The following is a 13,476-nucleotide window of genomic DNA, read 5'->3' on the forward strand; positions in this document are numbered from 1 at the left end:
CGAACAATGTCTCACAAAGCTATTGAGGTCAAGAAGTCAGCGAGGTTGCTGACGAGCCCGTAACTATCAAACGGCTCATGGAACGGTTATTTTCCGTCCTGACTGACTAAGCCGGCATGCAGCCGGTGACAATTAGCCCGCCGATCAGCGAAGCACTTAAGGCAGAAGCCGTGGTGAGGCTGCGTTTGAACGGCCACTTCGGCCAGCAACCCAAGGCGGCTGCATCGATAACCAGCACCAGCATTGCTACAATTGCAACAATGCCAAACAAGTGGTGATCCGAGGCGTTGGCTAGTGCGCCGGCCATGCACAAAGGGACGAGGAGTATCATCGAAAAAGGGCGCAAGGCGGTAAGCCGCGACATGTATTGGCCTTTGTACGGGTGAGGCGGCGCCCCGGGGTTGGTGCAGATGGATGGTAGCCGTGATGACCCTAGTGTTCCATCCTGAAATGCGGTTTTCCAGGCTGGAAGGACAAAAATGCCCCCTTCAACGTGCACGCGAGGGGTGCCGAACCGGAGCTCGGACACCATTCGCTGCGCGAGGTATATCCTAGAACGGGATGTCCAGAACCCTGCTGAGCGGCACCCGCAACCATCTGCGATCAATCCCCTTGGGGATTGGGGCCCATGACGAAAGGCGTCTGCCGAGTTCGATCGAGATCCCACCGTCGTTCTCGTGCCGTATCCGTCGAGCAAGCCGATCCGGGACAGGAAAGGGAAGGAGAACGATCTGCTCGAGGCGGAGGCGGCGTTTGTCAGATCCGAATACCATGGTGTCGGGGACAGGTACATGGATGTGGACGCGCAGCGTGTCGTAGTCGCTGATCGACCAGGTGTTGTCCTGAGATCCGAGAGCGCCAACGCGCACCACACCGTCGCGAACGCCGGCATTGTCGACGTCCAGACCCGACAGGCGGATGCGCCTTAGCAGGTCCTGATCATCCCTCAGAGGTGCGGTTAGGTCGATCCCATACTTCTGCAGGCACGAGATCAAGAGCGGATCGGCGGCTGTTGCCCAGGCGGGTGCGTGAGTATCGTCATAGCCGGCCCGTATTAGGGCATTCTGGCGCAGGATGCGGCGGACTGCCTCAAAGCAGATCACTGCGATGCTCTCAAGCCCCTCCCGGGTGGGATAGCCCTCATCCGAGAATGGGACTGTTCTCATAGACCCGGCAGGGCCACTCGTCGACACAAAGGGAACGTTCCAAGCGGGTGCCCCCCACGTCACACGCACGTCGTGATGGTCTATCGCCCAGTGACGCATGTGGCGGCTGACCAGGCGCTCGACGATCTGACGGCGGGTGACCATCTCGTCCTGACTGGTGCGGATCGGATTACGCATGGGGCCTCCTCATTGGCGCGGGCGATCTTCGCCACGATCAGGACGGCGACGCCCATGTGGCGCCTTCGTCCCATAACAGCTTAGGCAGCAACGGCCTCTCGGGCTGCCAGCACAGCTGCCTTTTGCGTTTTCGCGTCGCTCAACTCATTCGTCACGTCGCGTTGCAGGAGGCACCCAAGATAGGCACTCAGCGCACAACACACGGCTCTAGCTGTCAGTCGTACTTCGGCGAGCGTCCATGCGGCATTCCGGAGACGATTTCGTTAAATGCCTTCATCACGTTCCTGTAGTCTTCGTCCCGGATTATGACGTGGTCCTGCCCGTCCTTGTTGCTGAGCGCGATATCGAGGTCGGGCAGATCCAGAAGGGCGGCGCCGATTCCGAGCACCTCGATCGCCCGGCTTCGCTTGGTGAACACATTGAATCCATGCGAGAGGTCTCTGTCTGGTCTCAGCTTCCTCAGGCCGTAGATGGCAGCGAGGTTGAGTTGCATGCCGTTGCGCTCGCTCACGATGACGATACGTTCCGCTTCGTCTCCCTGTTCGGCGCCCACGTTTTCAGTCATCAGCGCGTGGAGCTGGTCGAACGTCAGCAGTGCGGTCTTGTGCTTCGCGATGCCGGCGTCTGCGAGCAGTTTCCTGACGGTCGGAGCGTCAAGGACCTGGAACTCCACATCGGCTGGAAGGGGTTTGCGCGGCATCTCTTTTTCTCCATTCCCAGATCATTCATTCGCCCCTGTCGATATCGGGATGGTATCCGCGTCAACCATGGGAACGTTGTTCATCACAGCCGCTGAACTGCGACCTACCTGCGCGCTTTTCGCGCACCGGGATTGGCCTTGCCGCAAGCGGCTATCGCGATGCGGAGGGCGTTGGCTTCGTAGTTTGACAGCTGGCCGCCAAAGCGCTCATCAATCGATCCGTCCGCCTCCAGAGCCCACTCTGCAGGTCGTCCGCGGAACGTGTTTAGCTCTCGCCCTCTATCCCGAGCGCACGTCCGCTGGAGGCCGTGCTCGTGAATTTCGCGCCGAACGCCTCGGATCTCGGCAGGTGAGACTCCTTCACTTTCCTGAAAGATCCTCACCATAAGTGGCAACACGGTATGCGTATATCGGCCAGGCCGGAATGATTGAGAGGATATAAGCCTTGCGTGCGATCTCCAGATCATGATGAGTATCGAGCTCGACGCCATCCATATGGCTGAAGAGGTTACGGATGATTGCTGGAGAAAGCTTTTCGAGCCATGGAGCCACGTATAGCATGGCAACGGCAACACCCATCAGAAGGTAGATGACACCGAATGAGAGCAAGATCAATACGACGTTCATGCGTAAATACCTATGTTGACGGAGATGTTATTTTGGCCTTCAGGAGTAAGCTTGAGCACGAACGAGGCACATCTTAGAGAAGGTTGATCGCCAGAACTCCAATCGTCACGCCGATTGCCATAACGCCGATTGTAGCAAGAGCAGGGACTCATCCTGAGAGGTTTCCCGATTTCTTGATCGTCAAGAGGGCCACCAGCTTCGTAATCGGATCCGCTTTACCTACGCCTTCTATTTAATGTTAACGACAGCTTTACGCAGGTCTAGCGTCCCCTGATAAAAAACAGCTCCATAGCCATAAATCCGGCGAGCCCAAGACACCAGGATGATGTGCCTACGCCGATCAGTGCACCGAAGACGGCGCTTATAGTGAAAAAGACCATTACTTCTTTTTCTACTTCCTTATTATTCATGGCACTCCCTCTCATGGTGGCTTGACGTCGCGCCGGCCACCTCCTTGTGTCTATAGGACAGACCGCAGTATTCGTAAAACCGCTGCTCCCCGGCGGGATGGGGATGACCGCAGGCTTCGCAAGTCGTTCCCCAGCCGTGGCAATGGATCATGCGAGCGCGTTTGAACTCGCGAACATAACGAGGCCCATGCAGCCGGTGATGAAGCATGTCAGCCGCAGATGCTTAGAGGCCTTCCCGCGCCCTTCCTCATAGCCGTCGGGCAATCGCAGGATGCTCAAGGTCTCACGGCGATAGTTGGCGTCGACGAGAATTCCGCACGATGCCACGACCACGGCGCCGATGGATACGATACGGACAGCATGCGCGTAGCTCGCGGCATTGGTGACGAAGAGTAATCCGGCGATCGCGAGTGCCGCGATCGTCACGATCTGGACGGTGGTGAACCACTGGAAGAGACGCGATGCCGGAAGGGTCTGCTGTACATGGCCTGTCATCGCCTCCGCCGTCATTGCGTCGACGATGGTGCGGGCGGCCGCGGCTGGGAGCGGAGCCTCGCTTCTGGTCCGTGTGCCGCTGACTATGCCGATGAGCGTCGCCATGGTGTCGGGGATCGGGAGCGGCGCCGCCCTGGCCGGAGTCCATTTGTAGTTGTTGAGGAAGGCCGTCTCCGTCGCCATCACCATGTCGATCTCCCCCTCGATCTCGCCGACGATGAGCAGCGCGATCCAGCGGTGGTCTCCGCTGCCACCGGCATCGATCGCGTAGGGATCATATCGCTCGTCGCCAGGATGCGGCCCCACACACATGACCACGACGTCCTTGGGAGCGATATTGGGCGCGTCCGGCAGTGCCACTGACCAGATGCCTTCGCCGGCCACCTGCTTGGCGTGATCGTAACCATATGCCTGTGGCTGGGCATCATCGGCATGCGAACGATCGTGCATTTGCATAGCCAGTCGTGTTCCTTTTTTATGCAATGATGGTCCGCCGTCGGCGCTCTGGATCGTCTGCTCCCCGGAGGGGGAGGAGTATGCGTCGACAAGTCGACTCCGTAATTCTGCAGGCACGAAATCAAGAGGGGATCGGCGGCTGTTGCCCAGGCGGGTGCGTGAGTATCGGCATAGCCGGCCCGCATTAGGGCATTTTGGCGCAGGATGCGGCGGACTGCCTCGAAGCAGATCACTACGATGCTCTCAAGCCCCTCCCGGGTGTGATAGCCCGCTTGCGAGAATGGGACCGTTCTCATCGACCCGGCAGGGTCGCCCGTCGACACAAAGGGAACGTTCCAACCGGCTGACCCCACGTCACACCCACGTCGTGATGGTCTATCGCCCAGTGACGCATGTGGCGGCTGACCAGGCGCTCGACGATCTGACGCCGGGTGACCATCTCGTCCAGACTAGCGCGGATCGGATTACGCATAGGGCATCCTTGGTGGCGCGGGCTGTCTTCGGCATGAGTGGGACGGCGACGCGCATGTGGCGCCTCCGTCCCATAACAGCTTAGGCAGCGACAGCCTCTCGGGTGGCCAACATCTCTGCCTTCTGCATTTTCGCCTCGCTCAACTCAATCATCATGTCGTTCGCCTTATCCGTGCGCCTCCAGAGCCCACTCTGCAGGTAGTCCGCGGAACGTGTATGGCTCTCGCCCGCTATCCCGAGCGCACGCCGCTGGACGCGGTGCTCGTGAATCTCGCGCCGAACGCCCCGAATCTCGGCAGAGAGCTCTTTATAGCGGGCCCGCCACGCGGCGCGGAAAGCCAGCCAAGTGGTACGGTCGTGGAAGGTGTCGGTGTCCATGGTATGATGTCCTGTCTACGAATGTGCGCGGTGTTGATCGATGCCGGCGACGGGACCGCGACCGCGCACGAGCGCAGTCCGTCCCGGTGACGATCAGGCCGCCATGGGCACGACCTCCTTCGCAGAGAGACATGCCAGGATCGCCCGTCCGCGCTTCGACAGGTTCTTGTATTTGATCTTGAACGACGTGCTCTCAATCCCGCCGAACATGCTCGCGTTAGCATGGAGCTCTGACAGGCCAGTGAGGAGGAGTGCGGCCGGGTAGGGGCGGTCCGCGAACTCCTGCACGCCCTCGGCCTTTAGCAGGTGGATGTCCATGTCCTGCTCGATGAGGTGTTCCACCTCCGCCGAGCCGCCAGCCTGCCGCCACACTCGGGCGGAAACCTGGGCATGATCGGGAAAGTGCTGGCGGCCCTCATCGTCGACAACGCGGCAGAATGGTTTCCCGACATCGTGGAAGACATGATACTCCGCCATGACTTCGTCCGAAGGAAGCCCTTCGACCAGGCGTGGATTGTGGATCCACTCGGGTAGCCGCCATTCAAAGCGTAGCTCCGACCCGTAACGCAGGTGGTCGAGCAGGTCGCGATAGTAATCACGAACCATTCCGCCGTGACCCATGATGGTCAGGCCGGAGGTTTGCTCACACCCGCGCATCGCGCTGAGGAGTTCCTGGCGCACCTCCTGGCTCATCGCCCCGCGATCGCCGCTGCTGCCTTGCAAGGACTGGAAGCGCTTTGTGATGTGCCGGCACTGCGCCTTTGTGCACGGGCCGATGCCAAGCGCGGTCACCACCGGAGCTCCGGTGAAGTGGGGCAGGAGAATGTGGTCGCGATCGGTCACCACGGCATGGGGGATGCCGGCCTCCGCACACTCTCGCGCTGCGCGCTCGAGCTGACTGAGGTTTTTGCACTTAATGGTGACTTTGGAGCCGCCGATGCCGTTCTCTTCTCGATAGGCAGCTGCCGTATCGGGGGCCTGTCGCTGACAGGCTTGGAGAGCGTCGGTATAGGCGTGGCCAGACTGCGCGCTGAGTTTGCCGTCGGGCATTTCAAGATCCGCTCGGATCAGCGCGTAGATATAGAGCTTATCTTCGGTATTCGTGTCTGCCTGGGGCAGTGCGGTCTGACCGTGTTGGTCAATGCGAAGTGTTCATTTTCGTCTTCCTTGTGATCGTGAGTGGGCTGGTACCTAGCCTATTCGGCAGTATCCTCTTCTCAGCCCGAGATCAATCCGTTTTCAGGATAGGTCGAGGATGAGGCAGAGGTCAAAACCTCCAGAGCCATAGGCTAGGCGGGAGGACGATGGCCCCGATGCGCATCGAGCTGCCCGTGGAGAGCATGAGCCCGATGGACACGGCCACGAGGCCGGCGACCACGAGGGGTACGCCTGCCAGCGTTCGCATGCCGCCCGCTTCGATGAGGACGCTGCCGCGGGTCATGAGGAATAGCCCCGCGAAGATCGCGAGGAAGGCGAGGGCAAATCCCTGTGCGATGATCATGGTGTCACTCTCCATCCCTTTGTCGGACCTTCCCGGCGCCAGCGCGCAGTGCTTTTACTCCCCGCAGGCAAAGGCGAATGTGGTAGATAAGGGCCACTGCGGCGTTCATGACCAACAGCACTAGAGCAAGAAGGCCCCAGAAGAAAATCTGGTTCGTCAATGCGGCGTTTGCTGTCGCCGCCAGATCGGCAGGATCGGCGACAACCCGATCGGGAATAAGTTCCTCGAAAATATAGACAAGCGCGACAGTGAGGATCGCATAAAACGGGTCCCGGTAGGGCAGTGTGAAAATGGACGAGGCTGCGCGGACAAGACTAGTAGGACTTTTTGCCATCCGGACTTCTCTCATTTCGGAGTTTTTGTCGTCAAGGCGACAAAGAGTGGAGGACTGTGAACCGCTCCGCGGGAGACCTTAGCGGCGGTGGACGCGCTCGCAGGCTTAATGAAGAGGCCCGCTTTCGCGGGCCCCGTTTTAGCTCTTGGGGAGACGCGTTCAGCTAAGCGTTGACGCGATCTGCTGTCCTTCCCCCATTCGGGTCACCCCGGGGCGCAAGCGGTTCGACGTGATCACGCGAAGGGGACTGCGATGCACGACCGGCGCTCCAGGCACTGAAGAGCATCGCGAGTAGCATGACGCCCCCAAGTATGGCGCTGATTATGTCGAGCGCGATTGAGCCGTTGCTGACCATGCGAACGCCGGTCAGTACCAAGAAGGTCGTCAGACCAGTCGAGGCAGCCACGCCGCAAAGCGCCGTTTTGAGCGTCATTCCGGATGGCACGCGGTTCGAATTTCTCTTGTTGCTCATGATAAAGTCCTCTCGATCAAATAATACCCGAATGTAGGCACTTGTCCATTCAGCAACGGAGTTGGTGGACCGGGTCGGGGGACTAGCGATGCGGCGTTTCGGGTTGATCAGGCCTTGGCGTAAGCGGCGATCGCGACGCGGAGGGCGTTCGCTTCGAAGTTTGACAGCTGGCCGCCAAAGCGCTCATCAATCGACTGGAGCCCACCCAGCACGTCAAGGCGACGCTCTTCGGCGACGCGCTTCTGCTCGGCTGCTTCGCGATCCCATTGCGCGCGCCGCTCCTTGCTGGCCCGCTCCTCTTCGGCTTCCTGCCGACGGTACAGTTTCACCCAGGCCTTGATCTCGTCTTCCGTCGCCAGCTTGGGCGGTTTGCTCTCACAGGTCTTCTCGCGCCGCAACTTTACCGCCTCACGCGCAACTGCCGCGAGATCCCAAAGCCGTTTGGCGTCCTCAACGCAGCCGCGCGCCGTGACGGTCTGCCGGCCCATACCGGCCATGTGACCGTATTGTGGACACAGGCGGTCGATGTTCCACCACTGCCTTCCGAAGCCGTGCTTGCGATATGCTAGCCCCACGTGCTGGCCGTCGATCCTGATCTCATATAGCGCTTGCTCACGAGGGTGGCCGTGGGGCTCGCCCTCGCGCGGCGCGCGGTGATCCCAGTCGTGGCGGCGGACTGGGATGCGGGTCAGTTCGACCTGTGCCCCGTCGACAGAGAATGTCTGAAGGTCGGGCTTCATGGTCAGCGGTTCTCTCGGATCACGACGTTGAAGACGACCGACCCGTCGGTTAGCGTCTCGCGCACCAGCGCGAGATCGCGAACGCAGACGTATACCGTCTCACTTTCCGCGCCATCCTCGCGGGCCGACTGCATCATCTCGTCCAAAGCGTCCCGAAGCTCCGCAACGGAGGTGGGCGTCCAACGATCTACAACCTGCTTTGCCATTTTCCTTGTCTCCCCAGCTTGAGCTAAGTGCTCGGATCCGCGAGCTCCAGGGGGAACCAGGCGTCCCCTTCATCGAAGACGTTCACAATTGCCTGGTCGCCATCTTGCGGCCCGATGATAACCGTGACCGCCAACCCCTGAGGCTCAGGGCGCGTATCGACGGAAGAGACCTCTCCGATGGTTCCGACGGCATAAGCGTACTCCTCACCGTCTGCGCCTTCACCACTTGTGGGCTCGAGCATCCTGACATTCATGCCGGGCAGGAGAAGCCGGACGAGCTCGATCGACATGCCACTTGGCGACGAGTCACTTGATTCTGGAAGGACACGCAGGTGGTTGGCGGCGGCCAGGTGATCGGCTAGCCAGGCCGCCATCCCCAGGTGAGCCCCGATGCGCTCCAGAAGCTGGATCTGCCCGTCGGGAGGCGCACCTTCACCGGCGATGTAGTCTCGGTAGGTATTGGCAGCTTCGATCTGTCCGCGAAGGGCGTTGATCTCGAACGGTCCAATCATGGCTGCTCCAGGTTAGTCGGTTTATGGACAATGCGGAGCGCACCGCCGAACGATCGGAGGATGAGGGTGCGCGTGACGCCTTCTTCTAGGAGCGCCGTCTCCCCTCCTTCCGCGAATATCATCCCTTCGCCGGCTACAGCCCCCGCAGGACGGATCGAGCAGGTTCGTGCCAGCCCACGCGGGATCTGGTCGGCGGCGGTCCATATTCTGACATCCGCGAGATCCACCTCTGCCTCGAAAGTGTCTCGCCGATCGAGGGGGCGCAGGGTGGTCTGATCAAGGTAGCCGGGTTGGCCGGGCAGGGGGTCCGGTAGGGCCTCCAGGAAGGAGATGAACTGTGGTGCCATCGGCAAATCCTCGTGAAATACGAGGTTCCGACTGCGCATCGTACCGATCAAAGCCCCTAGGAGGGGGAGCAGCGATGCTTCCATGTCGCTCAGCCCGCCCGTCGACACCCAGGCGCTAATTTCCCGGATGCGTTCGACATCTGCGGCGAACTCCGGATACGCCTCAAGACGGAACGAGAGGGCCATGAGCTCGGCGCCTGCCGAATCCATATGTGGATCAGGGCGGATAGGGTCAGTTTCCGGCATGGGTCCGACTACTGCGCGGGGCATGCGCCGGACCCTTCGGCCTCCCAATCGCGCCATTGACGCTCATACTCGGCCAGAGCGGGTGTGGCGGCCCACTCGCTCAGCAGAACGTAGGCACCGTCGACGAAGACATGAGCAGGGCCAGCGTCAGGCCCCCCACTACGTTCGGCCGCCGAGATGGTCGCCTCTAGCCCGAGGTGCATGATCCGATGGGATGCCTGACCCTGCGTGGTCGTTCGGTGCGTCCGACACTTCTCGCAGGTCGGCGCAGAGAAGGGGCCGCCAAGCGGGCTGCCTACCGTCTCCTCCTGTGTCGCTGGCCGCCCGAACGGTGTCAGGCAGACCCAGCACTGGTCGGTGCTCATGATGTCGCGATCCGGCGGAATCTGCTTTAAGTTGGCCATTATGGGTCCTTGTGCTTGTCGGGCAGGTCGAAGGTCAGCGGATCACGTTTTCCTGGCTCCGCATCTTGAGCACATGCTCGGTTGACGCCGCTCGCATCTCGTTGATCTCTGTCACGGCCGCGTCGTCGGACGCGAAGCCGTCCCATAATCCGCGCGTGGTGTAGCGATGCTCAACGCCGGAAACCGTCTCGACGAAGATGGAGCGACGTCCGCGCCTTACGATGCGGACAGGCATGTACTCGGAGGAGCGTATCGTCGGCTTACCCAGCGCCCACTCCTCTTTGGACATGCCGCTATCCTTCGTCGAGTCGTTGCATGGAAGAATGGATCATCAACAAAAAGGGCCCGACGTTCCGCGCCGGGCCCCTTGCTGAGCGGATATCGGGATTAGTACTGGGGCTCTGTCACCCAGGATTTCGCGTGGCCACCGCTTGGCACGATGTAACAGGTTCCGCCCGAGCAATCGCCGTTTTCGGTGTAGTTACGGACATGCTCCGGCTGGCCGCTAAAAGCGGCAATCCAGCTCGAGCCGTTCGTGCGGTCGGTGTTGTAGCGCGAGCGCTCCTCGCAGCAGGTGGCGCCGGCAGCATCGCACAGTGCGAGCCCCTCCTCCAACGTTCCGGGCCGCGGCCATTCTGTGATCTTGTTGCCAGAGCAGGAGGTGCCATCGGCCCAGAAGTAGAACTGGTTGAAGCACTGACCAACAACCTCATTGGTGGCTGGAGGGCGTTCACCCTGACACTCGGAATCGTCGAGCTCTTCGTCGTAGCCGCCCATAGTCTTGCCGTCGGGAATGGGTCGTCGGCAGTAGTGGCCATACGCCATGACCTTGCGCGCGCCCTCGCAGAAGGGGCCCCAATCTTCGAGCTTCTTCCACTCGGGGGCGCAGCTCTCATAGTTACCAACGCGGGTCTCGGCAGAGCCACGGGTCACCACGACCGTGTTCGGGATGCTCTTGTCGTAGCAGACGGACAATGGGACCTCGACGCCCCCCTCCATCACGCAGGACATACGAAGACTGCCTTGAGCCTGTGGCGAGCATGTAGGCGTTCCAGCCCCCCATTCGGGCACAACCCATTCCATCACCCGGTCCTTGTGAGGCTCGAGCGTAAAACTGCAGCCGGCATAGGTGCCGGAGTAGATCTCTTCAGTCTCCGTCGGCCTGTCGTTTTGCGTCCCATCCCGGATGCAGCGCTCGATTGGCACAGGCCTCGGGTTGAACAGATCGTAGCCGAGCTCGCTGTCGGGATTGAGCCTGAAACTGTAGCTGGTGCAACCGACTGGCCGCGTCATCGTAACCGGCTGGCCGCATACTGCAGGCCCACCAGACCAGGCTCCGCCCTCCCATAGCAGCACTTCATAGTCGGCAGGAGTATCCGGAACCGTGCACGAGCTTCCGACACCGTCGATGGCATCAGGGAGGATCACCGCCCCCGGAGAGGACTGTTCGATCATCTGTCGTATGAAGACGTAGGTGGGGTCGTTCGGGTTCTGCGCACGGCACACCGACAGATCGGCCTCATCCGCCCCGAAGCTCCCAGACATGAGCTCCTCCTGCGAACGGATGACTGCCGTCATACACGATGCGATCATCGTGCCTTCCATGCATCCCCCGACAGCGAAGCTAGTTCGCTTCGGCCAACCATCTTCTGTCGGGCCTCCGGGGCCAGTGCCGGAGCACGACTGCGTGAGCGGATCGCAGTCGGGAGTTAGAGGAGGTTTGCCAGTGGTTGGCCAGCCGATCGGACGCCGCATCAGGATGCTGGTGTCGCCCGAGGGGGGCGTCTGCGCAGCAGCAGGAGTTGCTAAAATGGCTGCCCCTGAAAGGAACAGGAGGACCAGCGATCTAGGACCCATTTGCGACACTTTCATCCTCGCCTTGTCAAGAAAGAGATAGCGCGTTAGCACCTATCCTAAAACTAATCCAGAAAACCTTGAAGGAACTCGCTATATGAAGTTCGCGGTCCCCGGCTTCGTGTTTTCCGCTTCGCTGATCCTTGGCGCCTGCGGAGCGCCAGAGAGCCCTACACCTCAGCCTACGTCCGCAAAGGTGCTCTCTCGCGAGGACGTGATGAAGATAGCGGGCCGTGGGCGCCCTCCGGTTACCAAGGACGCGGCGGCCTTTCAGGCGGAGCGCACGTTCTGGAAGGGGCCGCGCTTGCTCGGCCGTGAGGGGGCTCTCATGCTGACCGAATCCCGGAAACAGGGGGATGACAGGCTCACCCGGATCGTCTTGGTATCCCGCGTCGGCGGTTTTCAGGATGCGGTGGTTCGCACACGTTGCGACGGCCAGCGTAAGGGGTTCCAGCTGATCTCCCTTGCGACTGCATCGAATGACCTCGCAGCCGCCGTTCCGAGCACGGGTCGCCCTAGCGGAACCGCTCTGAAGATAATTCCCGAAGAGCTGGTGCGGGCGACCTGCGCTGATCGTAGCAAGGGCATGGCGATTATGGGAACCGCTGCTCAGGCCTCAGCTCACGCGCGTGCGTACATGGAGAAGTGATCGATAGGGCCGCCGGCCTAGCGCGGATTATTCGAGAGAGAGCCTCTCCGCCCAGGCCGGTGCCCACCCAGGAGGCTTTGCTGGATGCTGCCCGTGAGACAGATGTCAGGCGCGCTTGATCCCTCGATCGGCTAAGCTCCATCCCGACCTGTATGCACCATAAAGTTCCGCGGCTGGCGGCGGCGCCGGCGCGACTTCCGACACAAAAGCTGCGAGCCAGGCGATCGTCTCGAGATCGTCCATCGGGGCGGGTTCAGGAACGTCGTTGATGTAGACGCGGTGACTGCCGTCGTCGTCACGCCGAAGCGTCGTGCGTATCGTCCCGCGCATCCTGTCGAGTAGGACGGCGCCGGGATGCGGTTTGAAGCCGTGGGCCTGGGGGGAGTCGCACCACTCGTCTTTCGTTGGGACCTCGGCCTCCTCGCGGGTCTGGCCACATGAAGCGCAAACAGCGACGTCCCTAGGCGCGTACCACATGCGCGTTTCATCACCGCAGAAGCAGCAGTGCTCAGGGGGCATCCATCTGGGCAGATCAGCGGGATCTGGAGTGAGAGGGATCATGGATCTTGCCTCATCTGTTGGAACGAGCCCACTGGAACGGGGCAGTTTCTACGGGTGGTAGGCGCGGCAGGGCTCGAACCTGCAACCTGGCCGTTATGAGCGGCTAGCTCTACCATTGAGCTACGCGCCCCAAAGGTGTTTGCGACCCTTGGCGACTTGAGAGGAGAGCACCGCGGTGGGTATTCCCAGGCGGCGCATACCATCCTGTTATGCGAGGACCGTATGCAAGTCGAGGTACCGGCGACTAGATGGCGCTGGGCCGAGCCTGCCGCCAACTTTCTGCGAACCCCCGCGCTTTGCACGTCAGGCGCCGGCTCAGCACTCGCCACCACGGCATCTGAGCCATCGCGATGTCAGGATCATCCCTGAGTGCTACTTCGCCATAGCGTCGCTCATGTCGTGCTTGAGCTCCCGAACATAGATACAGGGCTCGTCGCTGCCGTTCCTCAGACAAGGCGCGAAGGGAAGGGTGAGCGTCGCGCCGGAAGCGCGCGATCGGGCGTAGATCCTGGACAGCGGTAACGAAGACGATCTCTGGTTCGTTGGCGACGATCGAGGAGAAGCGTGCGCGCATTCTCGCCGGATCCATGAAGCGCTCCACATCGCCGGTTCCATCCACGCGTTGAATGTCGATCCAGTGGTCACGAGGGATGAACAGGCTCTGCGACGCCGCGGCGGTTTTGTGAACAGGATGCATTGTGACTTCCTTTGCGGTCTGATGGTGAGGGGAGGCAAGCCACGCACGAGATGCCGCGTGCCGGTTCCTCTGA

At 61.0% G+C, this 13,476-nt stretch carries 19 protein-coding genes and 1 tRNA gene; 1 reads left to right on the forward strand and 19 read right to left on the reverse strand.

The features are described 5' to 3' along the window. Positions 1 to 106: 106 nt before the first annotated feature. The 16 genes from QP045_RS02545 to QP045_RS02620 form a co-directional block, all read right to left on the reverse strand. The gene (locus QP045_RS02545) at positions 107 to 307 is read right to left on the reverse strand and encodes a hypothetical protein (protein WP_422513385.1); all 201 of its coding nucleotides are present in this window, start codon (positions 305 to 307) and stop codon (positions 107 to 109) included. A 244-nt stretch (positions 308 to 551) separates the two neighbouring features. After that, complete coding sequence (locus QP045_RS02550) at positions 552 to 1,343, reverse strand: hypothetical protein (RefSeq protein ID WP_422513386.1); 792 nt, start codon at positions 1,341 to 1,343, stop codon at positions 552 to 554. A 214-nt stretch (positions 1,344 to 1,557) separates the two neighbouring features. Then, positions 1,558 to 2,043 (reverse strand): hypothetical protein, encoded by a 486-nt coding sequence (locus QP045_RS02555; protein ID WP_422513387.1) that lies wholly within the window; start codon positions 2,041 to 2,043, stop codon positions 1,558 to 1,560. A 360-nt stretch (positions 2,044 to 2,403) separates the two neighbouring features. Then, a complete protein-coding gene (locus QP045_RS02560; RefSeq protein ID WP_422513388.1) occupies positions 2,404 to 2,670 on the reverse strand; it encodes a hypothetical protein in 267 nt (88 codons plus the stop codon). A gap of 557 nt (positions 2,671 to 3,227) precedes the next feature. Further along, positions 3,228 to 4,025 (reverse strand): hypothetical protein, encoded by a 798-nt coding sequence (locus tag QP045_RS02565; protein ID WP_422513389.1) that lies wholly within the window; start codon positions 4,023 to 4,025, stop codon positions 3,228 to 3,230. Positions 4,026 to 4,583: 558 nt separating this feature from the next. Beyond that, a complete protein-coding gene (locus tag QP045_RS02570) occupies positions 4,584 to 4,880 on the reverse strand; it encodes a hypothetical protein (RefSeq protein WP_422513390.1) in 297 nt (98 codons plus the stop codon). A 93-nt stretch (positions 4,881 to 4,973) separates the two neighbouring features. Beyond that, the gene (locus QP045_RS02575; RefSeq protein ID WP_422513519.1) at positions 4,974 to 6,023 is read right to left on the reverse strand and encodes an aminoacyl-tRNA hydrolase; all 1,050 of its coding nucleotides are present in this window, start codon (positions 6,021 to 6,023) and stop codon (positions 4,974 to 4,976) included. 124 nt (positions 6,024 to 6,147) lie between these two features. Continuing rightward, positions 6,148 to 6,381, reverse strand: a complete 234-nt coding sequence (locus QP045_RS02580) for a hypothetical protein (RefSeq protein WP_422513391.1) — start codon at positions 6,379 to 6,381, stop codon at positions 6,148 to 6,150. Between the two features lie 4 nt (positions 6,382 to 6,385). Then, on the reverse strand, positions 6,386 to 6,715 hold the full coding sequence (locus QP045_RS02585) for a hypothetical protein (protein WP_422513392.1): 330 nt from the start codon (positions 6,713 to 6,715) through the stop codon (positions 6,386 to 6,388). Between the two features lie 163 nt (positions 6,716 to 6,878). Then, positions 6,879 to 7,187, reverse strand: coding sequence for a hypothetical protein (locus QP045_RS02590; RefSeq protein WP_422513393.1), 309 nt, complete (start codon positions 7,185 to 7,187; stop codon positions 6,879 to 6,881). A gap of 107 nt (positions 7,188 to 7,294) precedes the next feature. Then, the gene (locus QP045_RS02595) at positions 7,295 to 7,927 is read right to left on the reverse strand and encodes a hypothetical protein (RefSeq protein ID WP_422513394.1); all 633 of its coding nucleotides are present in this window, start codon (positions 7,925 to 7,927) and stop codon (positions 7,295 to 7,297) included. Positions 7,928 to 7,929: 2 nt separating this feature from the next. Continuing rightward, entirely contained in the window at positions 7,930 to 8,133 is a 204-nt protein-coding gene (locus tag QP045_RS02600; protein WP_422513395.1) for a hypothetical protein, read from the reverse strand. A 23-nt stretch (positions 8,134 to 8,156) separates the two neighbouring features. Beyond that, the gene (locus QP045_RS02605; protein ID WP_422513396.1) at positions 8,157 to 8,645 is read right to left on the reverse strand and encodes a hypothetical protein; all 489 of its coding nucleotides are present in this window, start codon (positions 8,643 to 8,645) and stop codon (positions 8,157 to 8,159) included. Next, positions 8,642 to 9,178 (reverse strand): hypothetical protein, encoded by a 537-nt coding sequence (locus QP045_RS02610; RefSeq protein ID WP_422513397.1) that lies wholly within the window; start codon positions 9,176 to 9,178, stop codon positions 8,642 to 8,644. Before QP045_RS02610 ends, QP045_RS02605 begins: the two co-directional genes overlap by 4 nt. A gap of 498 nt (positions 9,179 to 9,676) precedes the next feature. Beyond that, positions 9,677 to 9,931, reverse strand: coding sequence for a hypothetical protein (locus tag QP045_RS02615; protein ID WP_422513398.1), 255 nt, complete (start codon positions 9,929 to 9,931; stop codon positions 9,677 to 9,679). A 98-nt stretch (positions 9,932 to 10,029) separates the two neighbouring features. Beyond that, the gene (locus tag QP045_RS02620) at positions 10,030 to 11,247 is read right to left on the reverse strand and encodes a hypothetical protein (RefSeq protein WP_422513399.1); all 1,218 of its coding nucleotides are present in this window, start codon (positions 11,245 to 11,247) and stop codon (positions 10,030 to 10,032) included. Between the two features lie 346 nt (positions 11,248 to 11,593). Between QP045_RS02620 and QP045_RS02625 the strand changes: the two genes are divergently transcribed. Next, positions 11,594 to 12,145 (forward strand): hypothetical protein, encoded by a 552-nt coding sequence (locus QP045_RS02625; RefSeq protein ID WP_422513400.1) that lies wholly within the window; start codon positions 11,594 to 11,596, stop codon positions 12,143 to 12,145. Between the two features lie 105 nt (positions 12,146 to 12,250). Here the strand turns inward: QP045_RS02625 and QP045_RS02630 are convergent, their stop codons facing one another. The 3 genes from QP045_RS02630 to QP045_RS02640 form a co-directional block, all read right to left on the reverse strand. Further along, positions 12,251 to 12,475 (reverse strand): hypothetical protein, encoded by a 225-nt coding sequence (locus QP045_RS02630; protein ID WP_422513401.1) that lies wholly within the window; start codon positions 12,473 to 12,475, stop codon positions 12,251 to 12,253. Positions 12,476 to 12,761: 286 nt separating this feature from the next. Further along, positions 12,762 to 12,836: transfer RNA gene (locus QP045_RS02635), tRNA-Ile, on the reverse strand. Positions 12,837 to 12,950: 114 nt separating this feature from the next. Next, positions 12,951 to 13,403, reverse strand: a complete 453-nt coding sequence (locus QP045_RS02640; protein ID WP_422513402.1) for a hypothetical protein — start codon at positions 13,401 to 13,403, stop codon at positions 12,951 to 12,953. Positions 13,404 to 13,476 lie beyond the last annotated feature (73 nt).

Origin of the sequence: Sphingomonas sp. 3-13AW, assembly GCF_049311085.1 — a bacterium.
GTDB lineage: Bacteria > Pseudomonadota > Alphaproteobacteria > Sphingomonadales > Sphingomonadaceae > Sphingomonas.